Source organism: Novosphingobium sp. BL-A-41-Hi4A-0G, assembly GCF_055521735.1.
In genome coordinates this window covers 337,391-362,373 of the sequence record NZ_CM145501.1, presented here as the reverse complement: position 1 = coordinate 362,373, position 24,983 = coordinate 337,391, and the positions used below count along the sequence as shown (strand labels likewise).

Below are 24,983 nucleotides of genomic sequence, written 5' to 3'. Positions count from 1 at the left end.
AAATGGCCTTGAAGCCTGTGTCTAGCATATTGCTGCAGCCGCGCACGCCCCTTGATGGGCAAGGTCGCGGGTTGCGACACAAAGTTACAAATGCCCTGCAGGTTCCCGAAAAATGCCGATTCGGCGGGGCACAAGCCCAAAATCGAGCTAAAATCGCTCGGTGCCTGCGAAATTCAGTGGAAAGACGCGCAAAGGCCATGGCTTTCGCGGTTCGCCATGCGTTAGCCGTGCGCTCCCTTTCCAGCAGAGGACATCAGGACAATGAACAACAGCGACCTCGCCGATTCCATCGCAGCAAGCCACGGCCTCACCAAGGCAGACGCCCGCAAGGTCGTCGACAGCGTTTTTGCAGCGATCGCCGACGCAGCCGCGAAGGGCGAGGAAGTCTCGCTGAACGGCTTCGGCAAGTTCAAGGTCAAGAACACCCCGGCCCGCGAAGGCCGCAACCCCTCGACCGGCGCCACCATCCAGATCGCAGCTTCGAACAAGCTGACCTTCTCGGCTGCCAAGGCGGTCAAGGACAAGCTGAACGGCTGATCCGTTCGGGACCGGCGCCTGCCAGTGCAGGCGCCGGGTCCACCCCTGCTCTCCATTATTTCGCATTCCCATCCTTGCGCGCCCCTTCTTGTGCGTGGCGCGCGCCCTGGCACCGCCTTTTCGGCTCGCAGCACCAGACTCGCCGACAGCCTTGCGTGGCCTGACTCTTCATCCGAGCATCTTTCGCCATCGGGCATCCCCGGCGCTGGTCCGAAAGGCGCTATAACAGCCTGTCTCTAGACAGTCTGGCTCCCCCCGAAAGTTAACGAATTTCGAGCCGGAATCAGGTCAAATTGACATTAAGTTCAGTTAAAGTCGGACGTTACACATTGCCGAATTTTGGCATATTGCCGATAATTTTCATTGATTTGATCGTTAATATACACCCTCGATCGCGATCAGCTGAACGGCCTCGGGTCGCATTTCCGTTAACCATTGCTTAGGCACGTCTACCTAGGGAAATCCCTGTCCGGCCAGTTTCGCCGGCAACGAAATCTGCGGGCAAGCCTCACGGATTTCGCTTCGGGACGGCCCCGGTGGCTCCGGGGTCTTGGATAGGGGAATTGAGATGAAGAAGTTGCTTGCCAGTGCGGCTGTTGCCGCCGGGCTGCTGGCCGGAGGCACCGCCTTCGCCCAGGCCGCGAATACCAGCAGTGCCACTGCAGCAGGGTCGGTCACCATCGTCCGCCCGCTGACGATCACCAAGAACAGCGACCTCGCCTTCGGCCGCATCGTGCGTCCGCGCACCGGCGGTACGGGCACGGTCACGCTGGCCAACACCGGCAACACCGTCGTTGCAGCCAGCGGCGCGGTTGCGCTTGCCAGCACCACCAGCCGCGCACAGTTCACCGTCGATGGCGAAGGCGGCCAGTCGGTCACGACCTCGATCCCGGCGACCGTCAACCTGACCAGCGGCACCAACACCATCGCGGTCACGCTGCTGCCCGACTTCGGCTCGACCGTGACGCTTTCGGGCGCGCTGGCTGCTGCAGGGTCCTCCACGCTCAACGTCGGTGGCTCGTTCAGCCTGCCTGACACACAGGCGACCGGTGCCTATACCGGCAACTTCACGGTTACCGTCACGTATCAGTGAGGCAACTCCGGGAGAGATGTCGCCATGCGACAACTCTCCCGGGGCGGAAGGGTACCGGAGGCAGGAGGGGGAAAGGCAATGCGCTCATCGAACAAGAACAAGGCGCGGCAACTGGCCGCTGCGGTTCTGATCGCGGGCGCGGCCTTGGACCTGTCTCCGGTCGCCCACGCCGCAACGGCTGATGCAGGCGCGTCGGTCGTGATCGTCGAACCGGTGGGTGCGGGCTTTTCGTTCGATATCCTGAGCGACGCCGTCTCGGCGGTGTTTCTCAACGGGGGCATGGGAGATTCGGTCTCGATGCTGCTGTCGCCGCGCAAGCCTGGCGGGCAGAATGCCTCGCGCCAGAGCGGCGTGGTGGTGATGGCAAGCGGGGTTTACCGCATCGACCTGCTGCAGACCGCCGCCTCCCCTGCCCGCCTGCGCAACACGATCCGTGCTGCCTCGCCGGGCGGAAGTTCGATCCTGTTTCTTGCCCAGTTCAACTGACCGGTTGAGCGGGCTTCCATGAAGGCTGATCTTGCCATGAAGCGCTATTCCAGGACGATGCTGGCCTTGCTGCCGCTGCTGGTGCCGACCGGCGCGTGGGGGCAGCAGGCTTCGCTGCCGATCACCGCGCCCAAGGCCGAGGCACCGCAGCTCAGCGTGCCGGTGCAGGCGGCTGCGGCCAACATCAACATTACTCCGCGCCGCGTGATCTTCGATCGCACGAAGCGCACCGAGGCGGTCTATGTGTTCAACCAGGGGACGACGCCGGTGACGGTCGACGTGGCGCTGGTCGACAACGCGATGCTGCCTTCGGGCGAGATCGTGCCGCTGGCGCGTCTGGTTGAACGCGGTGCTGCAGCCGAAGCGGTGGGTGCCAAGGTCCGTTCTGCCAAGCCCTTCGTGCTGGCAGCGCCGAGCCGGCTGACGCTGCCGCCGGGCCAGGGCAAGACGATCCGCGTGCGCGCCACGCTGGCCGACGGCGCCGACACGAGCGAATATCGCACGCATCTGACCGTCACTACCGTTCCTGCGCCCGATACCGGGCTGACGGCGGAGCAGGCGGCGGCTGCGGAAAAGGGCGAGCTGGTGCTGCGCATCCAGTCGGTCTTCGGCATCTCGATCCCGCTGATCGTGCGCGGCGGAGAGCCGGACGCGACCGGCAGCATCGGGCCGATTGCGGCAGCGACGGTGCGCGAAGGGCCTGCCCTCTCGGTCACGCTGCGCCGCAAGGGTGTGACATCGCTCTACGGCAACCTTGAACTGCGCACGGCCAAGGAGATAGTCGGAGTCGCACGCGGCATCGCGGTCTATCCCGAAGCCGACGAGCGCGAGGCACTGGTGCCGCTGCTGCGCCCGCTGAAGAAGGGCGAAGTGGTGACGGCGACCTACAGCGCGGACGACGGCAAGAAGCCCGTCGCCATCGCCAGCGGGACCTATACCGCCCCCTGACATGCTGACAACGCTGGGTATCCTGGCCCTGGCCGCCGCTGGCAACAGCGGCGCGCCGGAGGGACCGGTTGCGCCTGCGCAATCCGCCGACGCCGCGCGCGAGGCGGGCCCAGCCACGCGCGCCCTGTCGACGTCTGGGCTGCCCGTGCCCGCATTCGGCAATGACCTGCTGCTGTTCTCGGTCCAGCTGGACGGCACCACGATCAGCGAGGCGCTGACCGCTTATGGCGATCCCGCCGATCCGCTGCTGCCGCTGGGCGAGCTGTCGCGCCTGCTCGAGATCCCGCTCGACATCGATGTGGGCAATGGCATCGCCTCGGGCCGCATCGGTGAAGGGCAGCGGCCGATCACCATCGATCTGAAATCCGGGCAGGCGCTGATTGGCGGCAAGGTCGTGGCGCTGGTGCCGCCCGACAGCCTGATCACCGAGACCGACATCTACCTGCGCGCCTCGCTGGTGGCCAAGCTGCTGCCTTTGCGCATCACCTCGGTGGCCGACGAGATGATCCTGACGCTGGAGGCGACCGAGAAGCTGCCGCTGCAGGCGCAGCGCGAGCGGCTGGCGCGCATGGCAGGCCTTGCAGGGGCACCCGAGCAGCAGGACGATGCGCTGCGCGTGGCGACGCCCTATCGCTGGGTGGGCGCGCCCTCGTTCGATTTCACCAGCGAGCTTGGCTACAACCGTGAAGGCGGGGCGCGTGGCGGACGGGCTGTGACGCGGTTCGAGGGGCGCGTTGCCGCCGACCTGCTGCAGACCGGCTTCTCGGCGTGGCTTGCGACAGACGATCAGGGCAAGCCCTCCTCGGCGCGCGTGGCGTTTACGCGGCGGTCGGAGGAAGGGCGGCTGCTGGGCGCGCTCGGCGGCACGTCGGCCTCGGCGGGCGATGTGTTCACGCCGCCGCAAGTGGTCGGCGCGCGCAGCCTTGGCGGGGCGGGCTTCGTGTTTTCGTCATCGCGGTTGGACGAGGCGAGCGTGTTCCAGCGGATCAACCTGCGCGGCGAGCTGCCGCTGGGCTATGACGCTGAGCTTTACGTCAACGACATCCTGCGGTCCGCACAGCGTGGATCGACCGCGCAAGGGCGCTATGAGTTCAACGACATTCCGCTGGTGCGCGGGCGCAACGCGCTGCGCGTCGTGCTCTATGGCCCGCGTGGCGAGCGGCTCGAGCGGACGCGGGTGATCAACGTCGGCGGCGGGCAGCTGGCGGCGGGCAGGACCACGGTGGACCTCGGCGTGGTATCGCAGGACCGCACGCTGATCGACCTTTCTGACGCCAACCTCAGCGGCTTCGGCAAGGGCAAGGGCGACTTGCGCGCGACATTCAACATCGCGCACGGGATCAGCGAGCATGTGACAGTGACGGCGGGGCTTTCGCGGTTCACCGACTTTGGCGGGGCGAGCCATACGATGGGCTCGCTCGGCACGCGCACCTCGCTGATGGGGCTTGCGGTGCAGGCCGATCTGGCGAGCGATTTCGGCAAGGGGCGCGCGGTCTCGCTCGGGCTGGCCGGGCGGATCAAGGGGATCAGCTTCCTTGGACGGCACGTGGAATATGGCGGCGGTTTTGCCGACGAGGCCAACATGCTGTTCGATCCGGGCCGTCCGATGCGCCGCTACAGCGAAGTGGTGTTCGACCTTGCCGTGCCGCTGCCGGGCTCGCTCGGCCTGCCGGTTTCAGGCCGCTTCGAGCGCGCCGAATTCAAGGATGGCGGGCAGACGCTTTCGGCCCGCGCGCGGACCACGGCCAATGTCGGACAGACGCTGCTGGCGATCGGGGCGGACTACAGCCGCCGGACGCAGGGGAGCTTCTCGGACACGCGGATCAACGCCAATCTGGGCGCGATGCGGCTGATCGACTACAAGTGGCAGCTGCGCGCGACGGCCGATTTCCGCCTGAAGCCGGGCACGCGGCTCGACACGCTGGGCTTTGCTGCCGACCGTGCGATCGGCGAGCGCTACAGCCTGCGGCTCGGCGCGACGCGCAACTTCTCCGCCAGCGACACGGCACTGCAGGCAGCCTTCACCGCACGCCTGCCGATGGCGACGGCAACATTGGGCGGCGACTGGTCGACCAGCCAGAACCGCTGGCGGGTTGGCATACAGCTCAACTTCGGGATTGCCCGCGATCCGCTGAAAGGCCGCTATCGCATGACCCCTCCCGGCCCCGCCAACGGTGCGAGCGCAGCGCTGCTGGCGTTCATCGATGCCAATGCCAACGGGACACGCGATGCGGGCGAGGAAGCGGTGCCGGGCGTGGTCATCCAAGGCGGCGGACTGAAGGCAGTGACCGACGCACAGGGGCGTGCATTCGTGACGGGGCTTGGCGATGGCACTATGACGTCGCTGCGTGCCGATGTCTCAGGCGCGGAGACCATGTTCGTCGCCCCGCCGCCGCAGAACATCACATTCGCCGCGCGCGCGGGGAATGTCGCGCAGATCAACTATCCGATGGTGCCGACGTCTGAATTGGTCGCGCGCATCCGCTTCCGCGGGCGCGAGGGCTCCTTGAGCGGACTATCGGCGGTCAAGCTGCGGCTGGTCTCGGCCAAGGGCGTGGTCGTGCAAGGGATGACCGAGTTCGACGGCACTGCGGTGTTCGACGAGGTCAAGCCGGGCAGCTATGCGCTGGAGATCGATCCCGAACAGGCCACGCGGCTTGGCATGCACTTGAAGGAACCCGTGTTCGTGACCGTGGGGGCTGACGGACGCAGCATTGACGCTTCGGGCGAAGTCGCCTTCAACCAGCCGACACAGATGGTTTCCCGCTGATGCTGCGCTTGTTCCTCCTGACCCTGATGCTGCTGTTCGCCGGAAGCGCGGCGCAGGCCCAGACATATTCGGTGGACACCATCACCGACGCGAACTTCGGCGACATCGTCTCGGCATCATCGGGACAGACAGTGTTCCGCTCAAGCGCGACATCGGGGGCGGTGACCCTGCTTTCGGGGAGCGGCGTGCGGCTGTCAGGCTCGGGGGCGAACGCCGTGGTGACGATCTCGTGCAGCAACACCAGTGCCTGCAATTCGACCAACGTGCAGGTGACGCTGGCGCTGGCGGGGACGCCGACGGGTCGGTTGAACTACATCACCGCAATCAGCATCGCCAACGGCACTGCGACGATCACTTCGGCGTTCAGTGCGGGCAGCTATATCGTGATCAACCTTGCGCCGATCCCGCGCAGTTCGGCGCGCACATTCCTGATCGGATTCGACCTGCCGGTGGATGGCAACGATTCTGCAGACCCGACAGGCAACGCGGTGTCCTCGTACCTGATCACCGCGCAGCGCTCCTTCGGCGGGGGTGCGGATTCGCTGGTCGGCAACATCCTCGCCAAAGTGATCCGGCCGATCAGCATCGCCAAGACGCAGGACCTGCAGTTCGGCAGCGTGACCCGGCCAAGCAGCGGTTCGGGCACGCTGACTTTGACGCCGGGTGGCGTGGCCTCGGTGACCGGCACCAATGTCCGCCGCTTTCCCTCGCCCGCCGCGACGGCGGCCCGGTTCACTGTGGCGGGCGAAGGCGGGCAGGCGGTGACGGTTTCGGTGCCGAGTTCGGTGACGCTGTCGGGCAGCAGCGGATCGGTGACGGCGACGCTTTCCAACACTGGCGGCGGGGCGCAGGTGCTGAGCGGTTCGACCGGGACGGCAGGCAGCGTGCAGGTGAACGTGGGCGGCACGGTGCCGCTCTCGGGCTCGAGCGCGTTGGGGACGTTTACGGGGACGGTGACGGTGACGGTGCAGTATAACTGAGTGGTGGTGCTTTGAGCTTGGGCTTCGAGCTTTGCTTTGGTTTTGAAGGGTTTGTGGGATTGCACCGTCATGGGCCCCGGCCTGCGCCGGGGCGACGGAGTCTTTTTCGGGTTTGGGTGGGTTCCAAACTCTCGTCGCTCCCTCTTCCACCCGTCATTCCGGCGAAGGCCGGAATCCATTTCCTCCGTCGTGCAAGGTTGAGCCGTCGTGGGTCCCGGCCTTCGCCGGGATAACGAGGTTGGTGTGACGGGACGCCTCGCCCTCAGTTGACCTGACGCTCCCGCCCTGCCCAGTAGGGTTCGCGCAAGGTGCGGCGGAGGACCTTGCCGGAGGGGTTACGGGGGAGTGCTGCGATAACGTCGACCGACTTGGGGACCTTGAATCCGGCGAGCCGTTCGCGGGTCCAGTCGATGATCGACTGCGGATCGATGGCGTGGCCGGGCTTGGGCACGCAGACGGCCTTGACCGCCTCGCCCCAGGTCGCGTCGGGCACGCCGATGACGGCGACTTCGAGCACATCGGGGTGGCCGTAGATCGCGCTTTCGACCTGCGCAGGGTAGACGTTCTCGCCGCCGGAGATGATCATGTCCTTGATGCGGTCGTGCATGTAGACATAGCCGTCCTCGTCGAGGTAGCCGGCGTCTCCGGTGGCGATCCAGCCGTCGGACGTCATCGTTTTGGCGGTGGCTTCGGGCAGGTTCCAGTAGCCGAGCATGTTGTTGGACGAACGGGTCTGGATTTCGCCGATCTCGTTCGGGCCCACTGCCTCGCCATTCTCGCCAACTACGCGCACTTCTACGCCGGGTAGCGGCTTTCCGGCCGAGCGCATGCGCTGGTTGCCTTCGACGCAGTGGTCTTCAGGCGGGAGCATGCAGATCGTGCCGGTGGTCTCGGTCATGCCATAGGCCTGGATGAACTCGGCCTTGAACATGGCGATGCATTCGCGCAGCAGCACCAGCGGGATCGGTGAGGCGCCGTAGATGATGTATTTCACGCGGCTGAAGTCGACGCTGGCGCAGTCGGGGTGGTTTAGCAGCATCTGCAACGCGGCGGGCACGATGAAGAAGCGGGTGACGCCCTTTTGCTCCACCGCGTCGAACACCGCGCGCGGTTCGAATTCGGCAAGGACCACGCCGGGGAGCCCTGCCCCGATGGCCATGACGCCAAGGCCGGTGCCGCCGATGTGGGCGCAGGGCATGGCGACGAGGATCGCCTCGTCGTCGGTCATCGTGGTGTAGGGTTGCGCACTGCCGATGGACTGCTTGCGCAGGCCGAACAGGTTGCGGTTGGACAGCACTGCGCCCTTGGGATTGCCGGTGGTGCCCGAGGTGTAGAGCTGCAGCACGGCATCGTCGGGTCCGGCAGCCTCGAAGGGCGCGGCCTCCTGCGCATCGATCCAGCGCCACGCGTGCTCCTGCGTCATCGCGATGCGGACATCGGGCAGTGCGCTGAAGGCATCGGCGAGACCTTCGAAGCCTTGACCGAGGAACACGACCTTGGCCTGGGCATCGCTGGCGATCCACGTGGCTTCCGCCGGAGCAAGCCGCCAGCCGATCGGCACCATGACCACGCCAAGGCGCGCGGCGGCGAAGAACAGGGTGAAGTAGAGGGTGCTGTTCTTGCCGAACCAGGCCACGCGATCGCCCTTCACGAGGCCGAGATCGCGCAGGCCTGCGACGACTTGCGCGGTGGTCTGCTCCAGCGCGCCATAGGTCAGCGTGCGGTCGGGACCGTCGAGCGCGGTGCCTTGCGGGCGGTCATCGGCCCAGAAGCGAAGGAACTCCTCGAACGTGAACAGGTCCGCGGTGCGCTCTGCTGTGGTAGGCATTGCGGTGGCGGACTTCACGGCTGGATCGGCCATGTCTTGCTCTCCCAAGCGATTTTGCGCAGTTAATCACGCAATTAAGGTCGGGCGCAAGGGTGGTGTTCGTGACAGTGTGTGTCGGGTGCGACAGACCGCCTCAAGCCTCGGCCATGGCCTTCTTGTAGATGCTGGTCAGGGGCTTTTCGAACAGGCGCATGACCATGGGTTCGAAGAATTCGAGCGGCAGGGTGTCGTAGTCCGGGTCGAACGCGGGGCAATCGTACTTGTCGATGAATTCGGCGGTGGCGGCGGCATGGGGGTGGTCGGCGAACTTGTCGCGCAGGTTGCGGTCGAGGCCGATGAAGTGGAAGAAGTTGTAGCCCTGAAAAATGCCGTGGTGTTGGACGATCCACAGCAGTTCCTCGGAGACGAAGGGTTTGAGGATGGCGGCGGCGATGTCGGGGTGGTTGTAGGCACCGAGCGTATCGCCGATGTCGTGCAGCAAGGCCATCACGACATAGTCCTCGCTGCGGCCGTCGCGGTGGGCGCGGGTGGCGGTCTGGAGGCAGTGGGTCAGACGGTCGACCGCAAAGCCGCCGCAATCGCCTTCGAGCAGGCGCAGGTGTTCGAGCACCCTCGCACCGCCGCTCTGCGCATGGGGGCGCAGGTGGGTCATGATCGCGTCCCAGTCTTCCTGGGTGCCCTCGGTCATGGTGTGGAACTTTGCCGTTGGCAGGTCTTCCATCGCGCTGATCCTCTCCCGAGCGCCTTGTTCGGCGCGGTTGTTGCGGGAGAGTGTATCGCGATTATGCCGCTTGGGAAGATGGTTGGGTCGCAAATATCCGGTCGGGCAGCGAAAGCGCGAGGGCGAGGCATCCGGCGAGGAGGACGAGGATCACGCCGAGCGCGGCATAGACGCCGCCGGGGCCTTGAGCCGTCACGGGTCCGCCTAATGCAAAGTAGGCGCTGCCAACGAGGGCTATGCCGAAGGCGCTGCCCATTTGCAGCACGGTCTTGAGGATGCCGCTGGCCGCGCCTGCGTGGGACCGGTCCACCCTCGCGAGAGCAACGGGCGAGACGGGACCGGACAGCGTGCCCATGCCGACGCCTGCCAGCAGCAGCGCGGGCAGGAGCAGCGGCAGGCCGGGACCGCCCCATGCAATCCAGCCGAGCGCTGCGGTATCGGCCACGAACAGCGCGAGCGAGGCGCAGACCATCACCCACTTGCCCGCCTTGGCGAGGTAGCGGCGGCCGAGAAAGCCCATGCCGATCATAACGCCCGCGCTGAACGGAATGTGGACGAGACCGGTCTGCAGGGGCGAGAAGCCGAGCCGCGATTGCAGCGCGTGGGCGAAAACGAAGAGGAAGCCGGTGTTGGCCGCCGAAAATACGAGGCCGATCAGCGCGCCGGTGCGGAACAGGCGGTTGTGGATCAGTTCCGGCGGGAAGATCACCGGGCGACCGGCGCTTGCCCGGGCGACGAGACCGCGCCATGCCGCCCACATCAGGAAGGGCGAGGCGGCGAGGAGCGCGAGGCTCCCCATATCGAGCCCGGCATGTTCGCCGCGCACCAGCGGGAAGAGCATGGCCGCCAGCGCCGCGCCGAACGCGAGCGTGCCGATCACATCGATCCGCCCGCCCTTGTGCGCCACTTCGCGCGGCAGGTAGCGCCAGCCGGCGATGAACGCCGCGATGCCGATGGGCAGGTTGATCAGGAACACGGTGCGCCAACCGAGGCCTGCGATGTCTGCCGAGATCAGCAGGCCGCCGATGATCGGCCCGGCAATCCCGGCAAGGCCGCCGATCACACCGAACCATGCGAGGCGTCCGATGCGCTCGACGGGATCGTAGAGGATCTGGATCACCGCCATGACCTGCGGCGCCATGACCGCGCCTGCCGCGCCCTGCATCACGCGCGCGGCGATCAGCAGTTGCGGGTCTGCCGCCATGCCGCAGAGCGCCGAGGCCACGGTGAAGCCCGCAACGCCGGTGAGGAACATCGCCCGGCCGCCGAACAGATCGCCAAGCCTGCCGCCAAGGATCAGCAGCAGGCCGAAGGCGAGCGAATAGCCCGCCGCGATCCACTGCGCGGCGCTGCCGCCTAGATCCTGACCGCGCGCGGCGAAATCGGCCTGCATGGCAGGCAGCGCGGTGTTGATGATCGTGACGTCGACGATCTCGAGCACCAGCGCGGTGATCAGGGTGAAAAAGGCTAGACTTTTCTGCCGCTCGGTCATGCCGGCGATGGTTGTGGAGGTCACCTCAGATGGTGCCTTCACGCAGCATCTTCACCGCCGCATCACAGGCGCGCGCGGTCAGCGCCATGTAGGTGAGCGAGGGGTTCTGGCAGGCCGACGAGGCCATCTGCGCGCCATCGGTTACGAACAGGTTGGGGATGTCGTGCGCCTGGCTCCACTTGTTGAGCACTGAAGACTTCGGATCGAGGCCCATGCGCGCGCCGCCCATTTCGTGGATCGCGGTGCCGCCGGGGCCGGGTTGGTCGAGTCCCATGATCACGTTGCCGCCTGCTGCGGTCATCATCTCGGCAGCGTCGGCCTTGGCCTGCGCGAGGGCGGCCTGCTCTTCCTTGCCGAAGGCGAAGTCGACGTGGAGTTGCGGGATGCCGAAGCGGTCGGTCTTGACCTTGTCGAGCGTCAGGCGGTTGCTGTCACGCGGCACGCAATCGGCGAAGGCGACGAGGACGAAGCGCCACATGCCGGGCTGGTGGAGCTTGTCCTTCAGCTCGGCACCGATCCCGGCCTCGCGCTTGCCCGCGCCCCAGTTGCTCTGCAGCGCGCCACCCTGGAAAGAGTAGCCGCGGGTGTGGCCGACGCCGTCCATCACGTCCATGTTCCGGTAGCGCGCGATGATTGCGCCGGTCGGGCGGTTGCCGAACGTGGTGCGACCGTTGAACTGCGGGAACAGCGCGATGGTGGACAGCGTGTTGGCGTGGTCCATGATCTGCGTGCCGAGCACGCCGCTGGAGTTGGCAAGGCCGGTCGGCATCGCCTCGCTGCGCGAATTGAGCAGGAGATGGACCGAGTTGAACGCGCCTGCGTTGAGGAACACGAGACGGGCGGTGGCTGAGGCGCGCGTGCCGTCCTTGGTGTTCACGTAGCGCACGCCCGTCACGCGCTTCGTCCTGGGGTCGTAGTCGACCGCCTCGACGATGGCGTCGGTCACCACGGTGAGGTTGCCGGTGGCCGTGGCGGCGGGAAGCGTGCTCGATTGGGTGGAGAAGTAGGCCCCGAACGAGCAGCCGCGCGCGCAGATCGAGCGGTTCTGGCAGGCCGAGCGGCCCTCGTCCGGCTTGGCCTCGGTCATGTTGGCGACGCGACCGATGGTGACGCAGCGGCCGTACTTGTCGGCCACAACCTTGCGCACGTGCTGTTCGACGACATTGAGTGCCATCGGCGGCTGGAACTTGCCGTCGGGCAGCTGGGGCAGGCCCTCAGCCGCGCCCGATACGCCGATAAACTCCTCGACCTTGTCGTACCATGGCGCGAGGTCGGCGTAGCGGATCGGCCAGTCGGTGCCGTGGCCGTCGCGCTTGTTTGCGCCGAAATCGTAGTCGGACCAACGATAGGACTGGCGGCCCCAGGTGAGCGAGCGGCCGCCGAGCTGGTAGGAGCGGAACCAGGTGAAGTCCGTGTCCGCGCCGGTCGCGTAGGGGTTTTCCTTGTCGTTGACGAAGTGGCCTTGCGTGAACTCGTTGAAGTGCCGGTTCTTCATCTGGACCTGATATTCGCGGACGTACTGCGCCGCATCGCCAAGGCCCCGGAACGGCATTTCCCACGGCGTCTTCATCTCGGTCTCGTATTCGCCGTGGACGATCTCGCGCCCGCGCTCGATCATCAGGACCTTGAGGCCTGCCTGCGTCAGTTCCTTGGCCGCCCAGCCGCCGGTGATCCCGGAGCCGACCACGATTGCGTCGAATTGCATGTCAGTCAGTCCTGTATCTTCAGCCGAAATCGACGGCGGTCCAGTCGTTGGAGATGGCGCGGAAGTCCGGTGTCAGTGGCAGGTCGGGGTCGAAGCGACCGGGCACCGGCTCGTAGCGCAACTCCTGCGATCCGCCGACTTCGCTGGTGTAATAGCCGGTGAGGATCAGGCCCTTGATCGCCTTCCACGGGCTTTCGCTCTCGCGGCTGGCGAAGGCCTCGGCATCGAGCGCCTTGAGCACCGCGAAACGCGCATCGGCCGGAGCCTTCAGAAAATCGCCGCCTGCGCGACTATCAAGTTCCTTTTCCAGCCAGGCGACGTGACGGATCGACCCGTCGTTGCGGGCAAAGCGGGCGTAGGCGGTCGGGTCCTTGAGCGGGGTGCGCGAACCGTCAAGGCCGTGGGCCAGTGCGAGAATGGCGAAGTCACCCGCCCCCACCTCGCCTGCGCCGGGCGTTGCCGAACGCGGGATGACCAGCTGGCTGATGTCCTTCATCAGCAGGCGCTGGCGGTCGCTCGGCGCATCGGCTGAATCGAGGCGGGTCAGGCTGACGGCGGCTGCGGGCAGGCCCAGTGCCAGCGCGACGAGCGCCGAAGCACTGACGAACTCGCGGCGGTTCCAGCCACGCTTTGCACTTTGCGGCATGAGGCGATCATTCTCCCTTGCACGGGTCGCCGGTAACAGCGCCACGTCAATATAAGAATGAATACTCTAATTTGGATACCGTGCGCAAGAGGGTTGCGTATGGGATGCCACGCTCCCCTTTCTTTCGTCATTGCGAGCCCGCGAAGCGGGAGAAGCAATCCAGAGCGTCACTGCAAACCGCTCTGGATTGCTTCCCCCGGCCTACGCCGGGGTCGCAATGACGAGGTGTTTTGGTAGGCAGTCGTTGCGCGGAATCAGCCCTTTGCGCGCGCTTCGCAGATCTCGCAGAGCGCGTGGATGATGGCGCGGACGATCTCGTCCTTGAGGCTGTAGAAGCGCACTTGCGCAGCGACGCGGCTGTCGACCACGCCTTCGTCACGCAGGCGGGCGAGGTGTTGCGAGACGGCGGACTGCGACAGGCCAGTGAGTTCTACCAGTTCGGTGACCGAGACCTCGCCCTCGTCCATGCGGCAGAGCATGAGCAGCCGCTCGGGATGGCTCATGGTGCGCATCCGCCCGGCCATGGCGGCGGCATTGGTCTTCAGATCGGCAAGGCTGGCGGGCTTCATGACACGATCAGATAACGCCGATTGAGCCGCGCACAAGAGCAGCAAAGCAATTTAAATTCGACTTGCCTTATATTAGATTTTAATTATATTAAGGACAGAGGAGTTACCCGCCATGTCCGACTTGCCCCTCACCACTGCCATTGCTCAGGTCCGTGCCGCGCGCGCGACTGGCCCCGTGCCGGTGGTGACCACTTTCTTTGATGAGGCGACGTTTACCGCCACGCATGTCATCCACGATCCCGCCACGCGCCGTGCTGCGGTCATCGATCCGGTGATGGATTTCGATCAGGCTTCGGGCCGCACCAGCCATGCCTCGGCGGATCGCGTGATTGCTCACGTCGAGGCCGAAGGCCTGAGCGTTGACTGGCTGCTCGAAACCCACGCCCATGCCGACCACCTCTCTGCCGCGCCCTATCTGCAGGAGAAGCTTGGCGGCAGGATCGTGATCGGCACCGCGATAACCACCGTGCAGGAGGTGTTCGGCAAGGTCTTCAACGAAGGCCCCGCCTTTGCCCGCGACGGCAGCCAGTTCGACCTGCTGATGGACGACGGCCATGCCTTCCACATCGGCGGGATCGAGGCGATTGCGCTGCACGTGCCCGGCCACACGCCCGCATGTCTCGCCTTCGTGATCGGCGATGCGGTGTTCGTCGGCGATACGCTGTTCATGCCCGACTATGGCACCGCCCGCGCCGATTTCCCCGGCGGCGATGCGCGCACGCTCTACCGTTCGATCCGCCGCCTCATGGCCCTGCCAGACGAGACGCGCGTTTTCCTTTGCCATGACTACAAGGCGCCCGACCGCACGCAGTTCGTATGGGAGACTACCATCGGCGCGCAGCGCACTGCCAACGTCCATGTTCATGACGGCGTGAGCGAGGACGATTTCGTCGCCATGCGCGAGGCGCGCGATGCGACGCTGGGCATGCCCAGGCTGATCCTGCCATCGATTCAGGTCAACATGCGCGCAGGCCACCTGCCCGAGCCCGACAGCAACGGCGTGCGCTATCTCAAGCTGCCGGTCGACCTGCTGTGATCTGGGATCTCCAGCACCTGCTGGCGGGCCTTTCGGGCGTGATCGTCGGCTTTGTCCTCGGCCTTGTCGGCGGTGGCGGGTCGATCCTTGCCGTGCCGCTGATGGTCTATGTCGTCGGCGTAGCCAGCCCGCATCTTGCCATCGGCACGAGCGCGCTGGCGGTGGCGGCAAACGCGCTTTCAGGCCTTGCCAGCCATGCCCGCGCGCGCAACGTCAACTGGCGCTGCGGGGGCATGTTCGCCACCGCAGGCGTGCTCGGCGCGCTGGGCGGCTCGACCATCGGCAAGGCGGTGGACGGGCAAAGCCTGCTGGCACTGTTCGCGGTGCTGATGCTCGTCGTCGCCTTCTTCATGTGGCGCGGGCGCGGGGCCGAGGGGATCGAGGGCGTGGTGTGCAACCGTGACAACCTGCCCCGCGTGGTGACGTTCGGCGCGGGCACCGGCCTGCTCTCGGGCTTCTTCGGCATCGGCGGCGGCTTCCTGATCGTGCCCGCGCTGATCGCCAGCACCTCGATGCCGATCGGCCGTGCCATCGGCACCTCGCTGGTCGCGGTCAGCGCTTTCGGCCTTGCCACCTCGCTGAACTATGCCGCCTCGGGCATGCTCGACTGGCCGATTGCCATCGCCTTCATCGCAGGCGGTCTGGTGGGCACGGTGCTCGGCACCAAGGCCTCGACCCGCCTTGCTGCCAGCAAGGGCACGCTCAACACTCTGTTCGCAGGGCTGATCGTGGTGGTCGCGCTCTACATGCTGGCGCGGAGCGTGCCGCTGCTGCTGGGGTAACAGTTTATGGCTCTGGCGTTTCGACCAGTTCGGCAATCTCGAACGCGAAGCTCTTCCACCCCCGCATGCGAACCGCCTCAGCCGCCGGGGCCTGCTTCTTGCGGGCTTCGGCCAGCGAGCGGGTGTGGCCCCAGAACACTTCGGTCTTGCCGTTCTCGAGCTCTGCAACGATGCGCCAGTAATGGGTGAAGCTGTCCGTCGTCGGCCCGATGGTCTTGACGTAGCCATCGGGCATCGTCGCGGTGAGGTATCGGCGGCGGCGCTTGCTCATCGCCGCCTTCGTGGCGCAATGCGCGCGCCGGAGCAATCAACGAAAGCAACTTGCGGCAATGACAGACGTTTCCGCTTGCGCGCACAGAACATAGAAACTAGGGGCCGTGGCCAGTCGGGGAGTAGCGCAGCCTGGTAGCGCATCTGGTTTGGGACCAGAGGGTCGTAGGTTCGAATCCTATCTCCCCGACCAATTTCCTTTCGATCAGACGTTGTCCTTGCCAGGCGATGCCAGCACGCGGGGCAGCGTTGCGCCAAGAACGGTGAGCAGTTCGGGGCCGTAGGATGCGCTGTTGCGTTCGACTTCGGCCTGGGTGATCCGCTCTGCCCCTTGCGCGCCGAACAGGACGACCTCTTGCCCGAGCGCGATGCTGTCCTGAAAGCCGGTGACGTCGGCCATCAGGGTGTTCATCGTCACACGCCCGACCAGCGGGAAGCGCCGTCCGCCGATCAGCACTTCGCTGCGATTCGTGGTTTCGCTGGCAAACTCCGGGCGGTTGGCATGGCTGAAGGCGCGGCGGTAGCCGTCCGAATAGCCGAGCGGGATGTTGGCCAGCCAGCTTTCGCGCTCGAGCCTGTAGGTGCGGTCGTAATTGACCGTCTGTCCTGCGGGGAAGTGGTTCACCGCCGCGACGCGCGACTTGATCGTCATCGTCTGCACATAGCGGTCGGTCTTCACGCTGCCGGGATCGCCGTAGAGCAGGCCGCCCACCCGCACCATGTCGAGCCGCGTTGCCGGGTGCTCAAGCGTGGCGAAGGAATTGGCGGTGTGCCGGACCACGTTCTTGCCGATCAGCCCTTCGGCCTGAAGCCAGCCGATATCTGCTTCGAACCGGGCGAGCTGGGCAAGGATGTCGTCAGCCGTTTCGCTCGGGTAATGGGTCATTGCCCCGCGCACTGCCAGCCCTTCGGTGCCAAGCAGGGTGCGGGCATCGGCCTTGCCCCATGGGCTCGACAGTTCCAGCCCGTTGCGCGACATGCCGCCGGCGTTGAGCGCGAGCTGCACCGGCAGGGGGCTCCGCCCGCCGCGCTTGCGCCACATCGCGGCGAGGCGCTTGGCGGCCTCGGGATTGGCGACAAGCTCCACGATCCCTAAGGCGAGGCCATCTTCCATCTCATCGGGTGCGGCAGCGCGGATGCGCTGCAGGCGTCCGCGATAGCCCAGCGCCCGCGCGACGCGCGCCTCGTCGTTGGCGGTGATGGCAACGTCGGTGATGCCGAGCTTGCGGATCGAGGGCATGAGCAGGGCAATGCCGTTGCCATAGGCATCTGCCTTCATCACCGCGCAGAGGCGGGCGGGACCGACCACGGCGCGCACCGCCTGCACGTTCGCCTCGAAGCTTTGCGCGTCGACCTCGATCCAGCCGTTGCGACGGGACGCGGATGCTGCGGTCAGGCCGAAGTTGCCGGGCGAGAGGACCGGCGTGGCGGCAGCCTCTGCGGCCATAAGCCCCAGCGCTCCACCGCCAGCCTGGAGGAAGGCCCGGCGCTGCATGGTCACTTTGCCCCGCGCTGCAGGAACTGCCCGGGACTAGCGCCGGTCGGCTTGCCATCGCGCGCGACCACCGCGCCGTTGACGATGACCAGCGCCACGCCCTCGGCCAAAGCGGCGGGGTTCTCGACTGTTGCCTTGTCCATCACCCGCTCGGGATCGAACAGGACGAGGTCAGCCTTGTATCCGGGCTTAAGCAGGCCGCGCCCGGCGATGCCCAACTGCTCGGCGGTCTGGCCGGTCATCTTGTGGACCGCCTGCGCAAGCGTCAGCCGCTTCTGTTCGCGCACGTAGAGCCGCAGGATCTTGGCCATGGCCCCTGCCCCGCGCGGATGGCGCGAGCCGATGGCTCCGTCCGAACAGATCACGCTGTGGTCCCATGCGATGAAGTCGGCGACGTCACGCGGGTCCATCGCCGTGCCGATGGCCGCTTCGGCGCGACCGCCATCGGGGTGTGCGGCGCGCCATGCCTCGGCGGTCTGGATCAGCCAGAGGTAGGTCTTGGCCGGTTCTTCGCCGCGCATCGCCGCAACATCGGCAATGGTCTTGCCGACAAGCGAGGGATCGGGCGCGTAGAAGCCGAGCAGCATGCCCTTCGGCGTTGTCAGGTGAGTCAGGGCAAAGCGGGCCGCTTCGATGTCGGCATAGTCGCGCTTGGGGAACAGGACGGTGAGCGTGGATTGCCAGTATTCGTAAGGATAGACGTCGGCAGTCACCTTGATGCCTGCTGCGCGTGCGGCATCGAGTTTGGCGAGGACCGCCTTGGCGGTGCCCCACTTGTCGACCACGCCAAGCTTGATGTGCGAGACCTGCACCGGGATGCCGGTCTTGCGGCCGATGTCGAGCAATTCGTCGAGCGCAGCGTCGAACGTGACGTCCTCGTTGCGCATGTGGCTGATGTAGCGGCCGCCGCCTGCCGCCGCAGTGCTGGCGAGCGCGACGACCTCGTCATGCGCGGAATAGATGCCGGGATCGTATTCGAGGCCCGTGGACAGGCCGAGTGAGCCTGCGGCCATGTCTGCCGCGAGCAGCTTTTGCATCGCTGCCACTTCGGCAGGCGTTGCCACGCGCTTGTAGTCCGCGCCCATCACGCGTTCGCGCAGCAGGCCGTGGCCGGTGTAGCTGGCAACGTTGATCGCGGCGGGGTGTGTCCGGAACTTCGCGGCGACATCGGCAAAGGGCGCGTCGCTGTCGCCATCCTGACCGATGACGATGGTCGTCACGCCTTGGGCCAGCACCGGCGGCATGGCAGGGTCGGCATAGTCGCCCCGGTCATGGTGGCTGTGCGCATCGATGAAGCCGGGGGCGAGGACAAGGCCCTTCCCGTCGATCACCGTCTCGCCCTTGCGGGGCTTGAGTGGGCCGACTGCGACGATGCGCTCCCCGTCGATCCGCACGGCTGCTTTACGCCCCGGCGCGCCGGTGCCGTCGATCACCGTGGCGCCGGTTACAAGCGTTGAGGCCTGCGCTGTTGCGCTCGCGCACAGACCAACCGCCAGCATAAACATCAATTTGCGCATGGATTGCCCTCCTGCGGCGATGAGTGACGCAGGGGCACGGCAGCTGGCAAGCGCAAGGCCTTGGCGAACGACGCCTAAGGCCTTGCGATCCTTGAGACAATTTTTGTTGTGAAGGGGCTTATTCCACCGTCACCGACTTGGCGAGATTGCGCGGCTGGTCGACGTCGGTGCCCTTGGCAACGGCGACGTGGTAGGCGAGCAATTGCACCGGCACAGCATAGACCAGTGGCGCGATCAGGGGATGGACACGTGGCATCTCGATCGTGGCGAGGCAGCCCTCGCCCGCTTCGGCAATGCCTTCGGCGTCGGAGATCAGCACGACCTTGCCGCCGCGCGCGCGCACTTCCTGCATGTTGCTGACGGTCTTTTCGAACAGCGGTCCTGAAGGCGCCAGCACGATCACCGGCACCGCCTCGTCGATCAGGGCGATGGGGCCGTGCTTCATCTCTCCGCTGGCATAGCCTTCGGCGTGGATGTAGCTGATTTCCTTGAGCTTCAGCGCGCCCTCCAGGGCCAGCGGATAGTCCGGGCCACGCCCGAGGTAGAGCACATCGCGCGCAGGGGCGATGAGGTGGGCCATCCCGGCAATTTCCTCGTCATGGGCGAGCGCTGCGTTGAGGCAGGCGGGGGTTTCGACCAGTTGCTCGACGATCTCGGCCTCTTCCGCACGCGTCAGGCGTCCGCGCTTGACCGCAAGGTGCGCGGCGAGCGCGGCGAGCACGGCAAGCTGGCAGGTGAAAGCCTTGGTCGAGGCGACGCCGATTTCCGGGCCGGCGTGGGTCGGCAGCAGCAGGTCCGCTTCGCGCGCCATCGAGCTGGTCGGCACGTTGACGACGACGGCGATTGTCTGGCCTGCAGCCTTGCAGTGCCTGAGCGCGGCCAGAGTGTCCGCCGTCTCGCCGCTCTGCGAGATGAACAGGGCGAGGCCGCCCGGCTCGAGCACAGGATCGCGATAGCGGAATTCGGAAGCCACATCGATGTCCACTGGCAGGCGGGCGAACTGTTCGAACCAGTACTTGGCGACCATGCCGGCGTAGAAGCTCGTGCCGCAGGCGACGATGGTGACGCGGTTGATGCTGGCGAGGTCGAAGTCGATCTGCGGCAGGGCGACAGTCTGCTCGACCCGGCGCAAGTACGAGCGCAGGGTTTGCGCCACGACCACCGGCTGCTCGAAGATCTCCTTCTGCATGAAGTGGCGGTAGTTGCCCTTCTCGATCGCGGCGGCGGTGGCGCCCGAGGCGACGATGGGGCGATCGACGGGATTGTTGTCAGCGTCGAAGATCTGCGCGCCCTCGCGGGTGATGACCACCCAATCACCTTCTTCCAGATAGGTGATCCGCTGGGTGAGCGGGGCGAGTGCGAGCGCGTCGGAGCCGAGATAGGTCTCGCCCTCGCCGTATCCTACCACCAGCGGCGAGCCGAGGCGCGCGCCGATCAGCATGTCGTCATGGGTACGGAAGGCGATGGCGAGGGCGAAGGCCCCGCGCAATTGTGGCAGCACGGCCTTGACCGCGTCCTGCGGCGAAAGCCCTGCCTCGACCTGCTCGGAGACAAGGTGGGCGACGACTTCGGTGTCGGTCTCGCTCTCGAACTTGCGGCCGCGGGCGATCAGGGCGTCGCGCAGCACCTTGAAGTTCTCGATGATGCCGTTGTGGACCAGCGCCACTTCGCCGGTGGCGTGGGGGTGGGCGTTGCTCGTGGTCGGGGCGCCGTGGGTGGCCCAGCGGGTGTGGGCGATGCCGATCAGGCCCGAGGCGGGATTGCGCGCGAGTTCGAGCACGAGGTTGTTGAGCTTGCCCTCGGCGCGGCGGCGCACCAGATGGCCGTCCTCGACCGTGCAGATCCCGGCCGAGTCATAGCCGCGATACTCCATCCGCCGCAGGCCATCGACCAGACGGTCTGCCACCTGTTCCTGGCCGACGATTCCGATAATTCCGCACATTGGGGGATGGGCTTTCGCTTAGAGAGTATAGGGTACCCGGATGCCCGGCAGGTTAGCCGGGAAATCCTTGGTATTTCGTGTGACAAGAATGCTGCCGTTGATCTGTGCCGTCGCCAGCACCATCGCGTCGGGAAGGGGCATACCGTGTCGGTGGTGCTGGTCGGCGGCAGCAATCGCTATGCGCCCGTCCACCTCTACGATTTCAAACGGCAAGATTAAATCGCGGACATGATCGCGCGTCTCGAGAGGCTCGCAAGCGAGGATCTCGGCCCAGACCAGGCGGCTTATACGATGGCGGCGATAGCGCGACAACTCCGCGCGCGCCTGCGGCACGTCGCGCAGCCAGTCGGCCAGGATGCAGGTATCGAAGAAGGGATCGGACAAGCGTCAGCCTTCCGCGCGTGCGCCACGGCCGCTTGCACGGAGCCCGCGCTGGCAATCCAGACCGTCGCCAAGGTCGCGCCTGTCCTTCCAGTATCCTGCGCCGCGTACGATCCAGTCCGACCGACCGGGCAGCGGCAGACTGGCCTTGTATGCGCTGACCGCATCGCGCAATACCGCCGCACGCGATTTGCCCTCTTCGGCCGCGCGGGCGTCGAGCCAGTCGATGTCGACTTCGGGAAGGTCGGCGAGAATGCGTGCCATTATGATATCATGATATGATATCGCGCTATCGTCAAGTCACCCTCTCGGCTATCCAGGGGAGATTGCGTCGATCATGGACGCTGCATAACCTCTGATTCGTTGTCGCATCGTGAACAGGGGGAGAAGCGATGTCCGATCTCAAGGTCTATCATCTGCCCGGCGCCTGGGGCCTGGTCTCGGTCAGCCCGTTCTGCCTCAAGCTGGACAGTTTCCTGCGCATGACGGGAATCGCGCATCAATCGATCACGGCCGCCGCACCATTTCGCGGGCCGAAGAGGAAGGCGCCGTGGATCGAGCATGAGGGGCGGACGATCGGAGATTCCACGCTGATCATCGCCTACCTGAAGGAGCGGTTCGGAGTCGACCCCGATGCCGCCCTCACCTCAACCCAACGCGGCACGGCGGTGGCGATCCAACGCCTGGTCGAGGAAAATCTCTACTGGGCCATGGTTCATGACCGCTGGCGAAGGCCGGAGAACTGGCCGATCCTGAAGAGCACGGTCCTTGGCCGCATCCCGTCGCCGATCCGCAACCTGCTTGCCCCGATGGCGCGGCGGGGAGTGAAAGCCCAGATCAACGGCCATGGCCTTGGTCTTCATGCCGAAGCGGAAATCCAAGCCATCGCCGGCCGTGACATCGATGCCCTAGCCGCCCTGCTTGGCGACGGGCCCTGGTTCTTCGGCGCAGAACCAACCGAGACCGACGCGGTCGTCTTCAGCCTGCTTGCCAATATCGCCTTTGTGGACTTCGCCAGCCCGATGAAGCCGATGATCGCAGGACATGCCAACCTGACGGCGTTTCTGGAGCGATTCAGGGCGATGTTCTACCCATCAGCCGTGGAGGCCCGGCGCGATTAGCGCCTTCGCGGAACGCAATGCCTCCGCTCCGGTTGCCTGTGATGAAGCCTTGGGCCGCACCGGGTTTCAGGCGCGAGTGACGACGTTCGCACGGTGCCACTGGAACGTGAACACCGCCTCCTGCGGCCCTTCCCTGCCCAGTCGCCGCAGCATGGCCATGCCCTCCTCGATGCTCGGCACGTGCCCCTCGGCCACGAACCAGACGGCCATGGACGGCTCGATCCGGTCGAACCACTCCCGCCGTCGTGCCAGCACCGTGCGGTGATCCGCCTGCCGATAGGCGAAGTCTTCGAGCGCCGCCACGTCGCGCCAGACCGACATGTTGATGATGAAATCGGGATCGTCGGGAATGGCCGCAAGATCGGTCGCATTGTTGCCTTCGCCCACCAGACGCCAGATGAAACCGTCCGAGGCTTCGGCCATGGCGTTTACGTTGTCGAGCGCGGCCATGAAATCGGCGTTGGCCGGATGGTCGCGGGGCAGGCGGAAACGGGCGACGTTGATCTGGGCAATGGGCATGAGTGTCAGCCCTTCTTCTCCGCCTTCTTCTCCGCCTTCTTCTCCGCCTTCTTCTTCTTCATCGCATCATGAAACCGGTCGGCCCAGCCGGGCTTTACCAGTTGCTCGGCCCGGACCATGCGCAGTTCGCCGTCGGCCACATCGCGCGAGACCGCGCTGCCTGCGGCGACGATGGCATCTGCGCCGATCTTCACCGGCGCGATCAGGGCCGAGTTGGAGCCGATGAAGGCGCGTTCGCCGATGGTGGTCTTGTATTTGAAGTAGCCGTCGTAGTTGCAGGTGATCGTGCCTGCGCCGATGTTGGCCTCTGCGCCCACTTCCGCATCGCCGAGGTAGGTGAGGTGGCTGGCCTTGGCACCGCGGTGCATCACGGTGTTCTTCACCTCGACGAAGTTGCCGACCTTGACGTCCTCCTCCAGCTTCGCGCCGGGGCGCAGGCGGGCGTAGGGGCCGATGTGGACGCCGGGGGCGAGCGTTGCGCCTTCAAGGTGGCAGAAGGCGTGGATCGTGACGCCATCGGCCACGGACACGCCGGGGCCGAAGAACACGTTGGGCTCCACGGTCACGTCGCGGCCCAGCACGGTGTCCCATGCGAACCACACCGTCTCGGGCGCGATCAGGGTCGCGCCATCGGCCATAGCCTGTGCCCGGCGGCGCTGTTGCCAGCGGCCTTCGGCTTGCGCAAGTTCGGCGCGGCTGTTGATCCCGGCCACTTCGTCGGCATCGTCGGTCACCACAACCGCGCACGTCCGGCCATCGGCAATCGCGATGTTGACCACGTCGGGCAGGTAGTATTCGCCTTGGGCATTGTCGTTGCCGACGCGGGCGAGGAGGCCGAACAGGTCCGCGCTGCGCACCGCCATGAGGCCCGAATTGCACACGCGGCAGGTGCGCTCCTCGTCGGTTGCGTCCTTGTGCTCTACCATCTTCACGATGCGCCCGCCCTCGGCAATCACGCGCCCATATTGCAGCGTCTCGGCAGGTTCGAAGCCCAGCACCACGGCGGCGGGAGCGTCTGCCTCGTGAAGCCGCGCGATCATCGCCTGCATCGTTTCGGTGCGGACGAAGGGTACGTCGCCGTAGAGGATCAGCACGTCGCCTTCGAAACCGGCCAGCGCCTCTTCGGCCTGCTGGACGGCGTGGGCGGTGCCCAGTTGCGGGTCCTGCACGGCAATCGTGGCTGAGCCGCCGAGCGCCTTTTCCAGCTGCTCGCGCCCATGGCCTGCGACGACGACTTGCCGTGCGGGGTTCAGCGCCGCCGCGCTCGCCATCAGGTGTTTGACCATTGGCCTGCCCGCGATCGGGTGGAGCACCTTGTGCAGGTCGCTCTTCATGCGGGTGCCTTTTCCGGCGGCGAGGATGATAGTTGCGATAGGCGTCTGGTCGGTCATGCGGGCACCTTTGCCAGACAATTCTTGCGCTTTCCAGAACGGCAGGCCAGTTGCGCACATGATGGCGGATTTTCCTTATCAAATCGTCGGATTCGATCTCGACGGCACCCTGCTCGACACCAGCCGCGACTTGGGCGTGGCGCTGAACCATGCGCTGGCGCTGGCCGGTCGGCCGCCAGTGCCGCTGGAGGAGACCAAGCGACATATCGGCGGCGGCGCGGCGCAGATGCTGCGTTCGGCGTTGACGGAATCGGGCGGGGTGGACGAGGACGCCTTCCCCGGCCTGCAGGCGCGGCTGATCGAATTCTACGGGCAGAACATCGCGCACCACACCACCTTGTTTCCCGGTGGCGCGGCGATGATGGATGCGCTCGACGAACGCGGCGTGAAGATCGCCATTGCGACGAACAAGGCCGAAGCGCTGGCGATGAAGCTGTTCGAGGAAATGGGCCTGATGCACCGCTTCGCCTGCGTGATCGGCGGGGATACGTTGGGCCGCCATCGCGCCAAGCCGAAGCCCGACATGCTCCACGAAATGGTCGAGCGCTGCGGCGGTGGAAACGCCGCCTTCGTGGGCGATACGACGTTCGACGTGGGCGCGGCAAAGGCGGTGCCGATGCCAGTGGTTGCTGTGCGCTTTGGCTTCAACGATGTGCCTGCGGATGAGCTTGGCGCGGACGCGGTGATTGACCATTATGACGAGCTGGTGCCAACGCTGGAGCGTCTCGCCAGCGTGGCGCAGAGCGTCTAGGCT

Annotated in this window: 24 protein-coding genes and 1 tRNA gene; 11 read left to right on the top strand and 14 right to left on the bottom strand. The window is 65.9% G+C overall.

All coding sequences use genetic code 11. From position 1 onward, the window contains the following. Nucleotides 1-261 precede the first annotated feature (261 nt). The 6 genes from ACZ1JX_RS01870 (at nt 262) to ACZ1JX_RS01845 (ending at nt 6,814) form a co-directional block, all read left to right on the top strand. On the top strand, nt 262-537 hold the full coding sequence (locus tag ACZ1JX_RS01870; RefSeq protein ID WP_144902088.1) for an HU family DNA-binding protein: 276 nt from the start codon (nt 262-264) through the stop codon (nt 535-537). Between the two features lie 568 nt (nt 538-1,105). Further along, a complete protein-coding gene (locus tag ACZ1JX_RS01865; RefSeq protein WP_465125136.1) occupies nt 1,106-1,630 on the top strand; it encodes a DUF4402 domain-containing protein in 525 nt (174 codons plus the stop codon). Nucleotides 1,631-1,708: 78 nt separating this feature from the next. Continuing rightward, a complete protein-coding gene (locus ACZ1JX_RS01860) occupies nt 1,709-2,116 on the top strand; it encodes a hypothetical protein (RefSeq protein WP_465125135.1) in 408 nt (135 codons plus the stop codon). Nucleotides 2,117-2,134: 18 nt separating this feature from the next. Beyond that, nucleotides 2,135-3,064, top strand: coding sequence for a fimbrial biogenesis chaperone (locus tag ACZ1JX_RS01855; protein WP_465125134.1), 930 nt, complete (start codon nt 2,135-2,137; stop codon nt 3,062-3,064). 1 nt (nt 3,065) lies between these two features. Next, the gene (locus ACZ1JX_RS01850; RefSeq protein WP_465125133.1) at nt 3,066-5,834 is read left to right on the top strand and encodes a hypothetical protein; all 2,769 of its coding nucleotides are present in this window, start codon (nt 3,066-3,068) and stop codon (nt 5,832-5,834) included. Further along, nucleotides 5,834-6,814 carry a DUF4402 domain-containing protein gene (locus ACZ1JX_RS01845; RefSeq protein WP_465125132.1) on the top strand — a complete coding sequence of 327 codons (981 nt, stop codon included), beginning with the start codon at nt 5,834-5,836 and terminating at the stop codon, nt 6,812-6,814. The genes ACZ1JX_RS01850 and ACZ1JX_RS01845 overlap by 1 nt, the downstream gene beginning before the upstream one ends. Nucleotides 6,815-7,076: 262 nt before the next feature. On the opposite strand, the gene ACZ1JX_RS01840 is transcribed toward ACZ1JX_RS01845, so the two are convergent. The 6 genes from ACZ1JX_RS01840 to ACZ1JX_RS01815 form a co-directional block, all read right to left on the bottom strand. Continuing rightward, a complete protein-coding gene (locus ACZ1JX_RS01840; RefSeq protein WP_465125131.1) occupies nt 7,077-8,675 on the bottom strand; it encodes a fatty acid--CoA ligase in 1,599 nt (532 codons plus the stop codon). Nucleotides 8,676-8,775: 100 nt separating this feature from the next. Next, nucleotides 8,776-9,363 (bottom strand): HD domain-containing protein, encoded by a 588-nt coding sequence (locus tag ACZ1JX_RS01835; RefSeq protein ID WP_465125130.1) that lies wholly within the window; start codon nt 9,361-9,363, stop codon nt 8,776-8,778. 61 nt (nt 9,364-9,424) lie between these two features. Then, nucleotides 9,425-10,879 carry an MFS transporter gene (locus ACZ1JX_RS01830; RefSeq protein ID WP_465125129.1) on the bottom strand — a complete coding sequence of 485 codons (1,455 nt, stop codon included), beginning with the start codon at nt 10,877-10,879 and terminating at the stop codon, nt 9,425-9,427. A 1-nt stretch (nt 10,880) separates the two neighbouring features. Beyond that, nucleotides 10,881-12,560, bottom strand: coding sequence for a GMC oxidoreductase (locus ACZ1JX_RS01825; protein WP_465125128.1), 1,680 nt, complete (start codon nt 12,558-12,560; stop codon nt 10,881-10,883). Nucleotides 12,561-12,579: 19 nt separating this feature from the next. Next, nucleotides 12,580-13,206 (bottom strand): gluconate 2-dehydrogenase subunit 3 family protein, encoded by a 627-nt coding sequence (locus tag ACZ1JX_RS01820; RefSeq protein WP_465125127.1) that lies wholly within the window; start codon nt 13,204-13,206, stop codon nt 12,580-12,582. Nucleotides 13,207-13,460: 254 nt separating this feature from the next. Further along, a complete protein-coding gene (locus ACZ1JX_RS01815; protein WP_465125126.1) occupies nt 13,461-13,775 on the bottom strand; it encodes an ArsR/SmtB family transcription factor in 315 nt (104 codons plus the stop codon). A 112-nt stretch (nt 13,776-13,887) separates the two neighbouring features. Between ACZ1JX_RS01815 and ACZ1JX_RS01810 the strand changes: the two genes are divergently transcribed. Together ACZ1JX_RS01810 and ACZ1JX_RS01805 are read left to right on the top strand one after the other, a co-directional pair. After that, nucleotides 13,888-14,811 carry an MBL fold metallo-hydrolase gene (locus tag ACZ1JX_RS01810; protein WP_465125125.1) on the top strand — a complete coding sequence of 308 codons (924 nt, stop codon included), beginning with the start codon at nt 13,888-13,890 and terminating at the stop codon, nt 14,809-14,811. After that, on the top strand, nt 14,808-15,593 hold the full coding sequence (locus ACZ1JX_RS01805) for a sulfite exporter TauE/SafE family protein (protein WP_465125124.1): 786 nt from the start codon (nt 14,808-14,810) through the stop codon (nt 15,591-15,593). The genes ACZ1JX_RS01810 and ACZ1JX_RS01805 overlap by 4 nt, the downstream gene beginning before the upstream one ends. 4 nt (nt 15,594-15,597) lie before the next feature. On the opposite strand, the gene ACZ1JX_RS01800 is transcribed toward ACZ1JX_RS01805, so the two are convergent. After that, nucleotides 15,598-15,864, bottom strand: a complete 267-nt coding sequence (locus ACZ1JX_RS01800; protein WP_465125123.1) for a hypothetical protein — start codon at nt 15,862-15,864, stop codon at nt 15,598-15,600. Between the two features lie 115 nt (nt 15,865-15,979). Between ACZ1JX_RS01800 and ACZ1JX_RS01795 the strand changes: the two genes are divergently transcribed. Next, nucleotides 15,980-16,056, top strand: a tRNA-Pro gene (locus ACZ1JX_RS01795). Nucleotides 16,057-16,068: 12 nt separating this feature from the next. On the opposite strand, the gene ACZ1JX_RS01790 is transcribed toward ACZ1JX_RS01795, so the two are convergent. The 5 genes from ACZ1JX_RS01790 to ACZ1JX_RS01770 all read right to left on the bottom strand — a co-directional run bounded on the left by ACZ1JX_RS01790 (nt 16,069) and on the right by ACZ1JX_RS01770 (nt 21,462). Continuing rightward, nucleotides 16,069-17,358 (bottom strand): alanine racemase, encoded by a 1,290-nt coding sequence (locus tag ACZ1JX_RS01790; protein ID WP_465125122.1) that lies wholly within the window; start codon nt 17,356-17,358, stop codon nt 16,069-16,071. Between the two features lie 2 nt (nt 17,359-17,360). Next, a complete protein-coding gene (locus ACZ1JX_RS01785; protein WP_465125121.1) occupies nt 17,361-18,875 on the bottom strand; it encodes an N-acyl-D-amino-acid deacylase family protein in 1,515 nt (504 codons plus the stop codon). 118 nt (nt 18,876-18,993) lie between these two features. After that, nucleotides 18,994-20,817, bottom strand: a complete 1,824-nt coding sequence (glmS, locus tag ACZ1JX_RS01780; RefSeq protein WP_465125120.1) for a glutamine--fructose-6-phosphate transaminase (isomerizing) — start codon at nt 20,815-20,817, stop codon at nt 18,994-18,996. Between the two features lie 18 nt (nt 20,818-20,835). Continuing rightward, nucleotides 20,836-21,201 (bottom strand): type II toxin-antitoxin system VapC family toxin, encoded by a 366-nt coding sequence (locus ACZ1JX_RS01775; protein ID WP_196276403.1) that lies wholly within the window; start codon nt 21,199-21,201, stop codon nt 20,836-20,838. A gap of 3 nt (nt 21,202-21,204) precedes the next feature. Beyond that, nucleotides 21,205-21,462 carry a CopG family transcriptional regulator gene (locus tag ACZ1JX_RS01770; protein WP_465125119.1) on the bottom strand — a complete coding sequence of 86 codons (258 nt, stop codon included), beginning with the start codon at nt 21,460-21,462 and terminating at the stop codon, nt 21,205-21,207. Nucleotides 21,463-21,590: 128 nt separating this feature from the next. Between ACZ1JX_RS01770 and ACZ1JX_RS01765 the strand changes: the two genes are divergently transcribed. After that, nucleotides 21,591-22,319 (top strand): glutathione S-transferase family protein, encoded by a 729-nt coding sequence (locus ACZ1JX_RS01765; RefSeq protein ID WP_465125118.1) that lies wholly within the window; start codon nt 21,591-21,593, stop codon nt 22,317-22,319. Nucleotides 22,320-22,385: 66 nt separating this feature from the next. On the opposite strand, the gene ACZ1JX_RS01760 is transcribed toward ACZ1JX_RS01765, so the two are convergent. Then, complete coding sequence (locus ACZ1JX_RS01760) at nt 22,386-22,838, bottom strand: DUF3291 domain-containing protein (protein WP_465125117.1); 453 nt, start codon at nt 22,836-22,838, stop codon at nt 22,386-22,388. 5 nt (nt 22,839-22,843) lie between these two features. After that, nucleotides 22,844-24,229, bottom strand: coding sequence for a bifunctional UDP-N-acetylglucosamine diphosphorylase/glucosamine-1-phosphate N-acetyltransferase GlmU (glmU, locus tag ACZ1JX_RS01755; RefSeq protein ID WP_465126334.1), 1,386 nt, complete (start codon nt 24,227-24,229; stop codon nt 22,844-22,846). A 61-nt stretch (nt 24,230-24,290) separates the two neighbouring features. Here glmU and ACZ1JX_RS01750 point away from each other — a divergent pair, with 61 nt between their 5' ends. After that, entirely contained in the window at nt 24,291-24,980 is a 690-nt protein-coding gene (locus ACZ1JX_RS01750; protein WP_465126333.1) for an HAD family hydrolase, read from the top strand. Nucleotides 24,981-24,983: the final 3 nt, after the last annotated feature.

What these genes read in the sequence shown, in the direction of transcription:
- ACZ1JX_RS01870 (WP_144902088.1), top strand. Translation starts at nt 262, where the DNA reads ATGAACAACAGCGACCTCGCCGATTCCATCGCAGCAAGCCACGGCCTC.
- ACZ1JX_RS01865 (WP_465125136.1), top strand. Translation starts at nt 1,106, where the DNA reads ATGAAGAAGTTGCTTGCCAGTGCGGCTGTTGCCGCCGGGCTGCTGGCC.
- ACZ1JX_RS01860 (WP_465125135.1), top strand. Translation starts at nt 1,709, where the DNA reads ATGCGCTCATCGAACAAGAACAAGGCGCGGCAACTGGCCGCTGCGGTT.
- ACZ1JX_RS01855 (WP_465125134.1), top strand. Translation starts at nt 2,135, where the DNA reads ATGAAGGCTGATCTTGCCATGAAGCGCTATTCCAGGACGATGCTGGCC.
- ACZ1JX_RS01850 (WP_465125133.1), top strand. Translation starts at nt 3,066, where the DNA reads ATGCTGACAACGCTGGGTATCCTGGCCCTGGCCGCCGCTGGCAACAGC.
- ACZ1JX_RS01845 (WP_465125132.1), top strand. Translation starts at nt 5,834, where the DNA reads ATGCTGCGCTTGTTCCTCCTGACCCTGATGCTGCTGTTCGCCGGAAGC.
- ACZ1JX_RS01840 (WP_465125131.1), bottom strand. Translation starts at nt 8,675, where the DNA reads ATGGCCGATCCAGCCGTGAAGTCCGCCACCGCAATGCCTACCACAGCA.
- ACZ1JX_RS01835 (WP_465125130.1), bottom strand. Translation starts at nt 9,363, where the DNA reads ATGGAAGACCTGCCAACGGCAAAGTTCCACACCATGACCGAGGGCACC.
- ACZ1JX_RS01825 (WP_465125128.1), bottom strand. Translation starts at nt 12,560, where the DNA reads ATGCAATTCGACGCAATCGTGGTCGGCTCCGGGATCACCGGCGGCTGG.
- ACZ1JX_RS01820 (WP_465125127.1), bottom strand. Translation starts at nt 13,206, where the DNA reads ATGCCGCAAAGTGCAAAGCGTGGCTGGAACCGCCGCGAGTTCGTCAGT.
- ACZ1JX_RS01815 (WP_465125126.1), bottom strand. Translation starts at nt 13,775, where the DNA reads ATGAAGCCCGCCAGCCTTGCCGATCTGAAGACCAATGCCGCCGCCATG.
- ACZ1JX_RS01810 (WP_465125125.1), top strand. Translation starts at nt 13,888, where the DNA reads ATGTCCGACTTGCCCCTCACCACTGCCATTGCTCAGGTCCGTGCCGCG.
- ACZ1JX_RS01800 (WP_465125123.1), bottom strand. Translation starts at nt 15,864, where the DNA reads ATGAGCAAGCGCCGCCGCCGATACCTCACCGCGACGATGCCCGATGGC.
- ACZ1JX_RS01790 (WP_465125122.1), bottom strand. Translation starts at nt 17,358, where the DNA reads ATGCAGCGCCGGGCCTTCCTCCAGGCTGGCGGTGGAGCGCTGGGGCTT.
- ACZ1JX_RS01785 (WP_465125121.1), bottom strand. Translation starts at nt 18,875, where the DNA reads ATGCGCAAATTGATGTTTATGCTGGCGGTTGGTCTGTGCGCGAGCGCA.
- glmS (WP_465125120.1), bottom strand. Translation starts at nt 20,817, where the DNA reads ATGTGCGGAATTATCGGAATCGTCGGCCAGGAACAGGTGGCAGACCGT.
- ACZ1JX_RS01770 (WP_465125119.1), bottom strand. Translation starts at nt 21,462, where the DNA reads ATGGCACGCATTCTCGCCGACCTTCCCGAAGTCGACATCGACTGGCTC.
- ACZ1JX_RS01765 (WP_465125118.1), top strand. Translation starts at nt 21,591, where the DNA reads ATGTCCGATCTCAAGGTCTATCATCTGCCCGGCGCCTGGGGCCTGGTC.
- ACZ1JX_RS01760 (WP_465125117.1), bottom strand. Translation starts at nt 22,838, where the DNA reads ATGCCCATTGCCCAGATCAACGTCGCCCGTTTCCGCCTGCCCCGCGAC.
- glmU (WP_465126334.1), bottom strand. Translation starts at nt 24,229, where the DNA reads ATGACCGACCAGACGCCTATCGCAACTATCATCCTCGCCGCCGGAAAA.
- ACZ1JX_RS01750 (WP_465126333.1), top strand. Translation starts at nt 24,291, where the DNA reads ATGGCGGATTTTCCTTATCAAATCGTCGGATTCGATCTCGACGGCACC.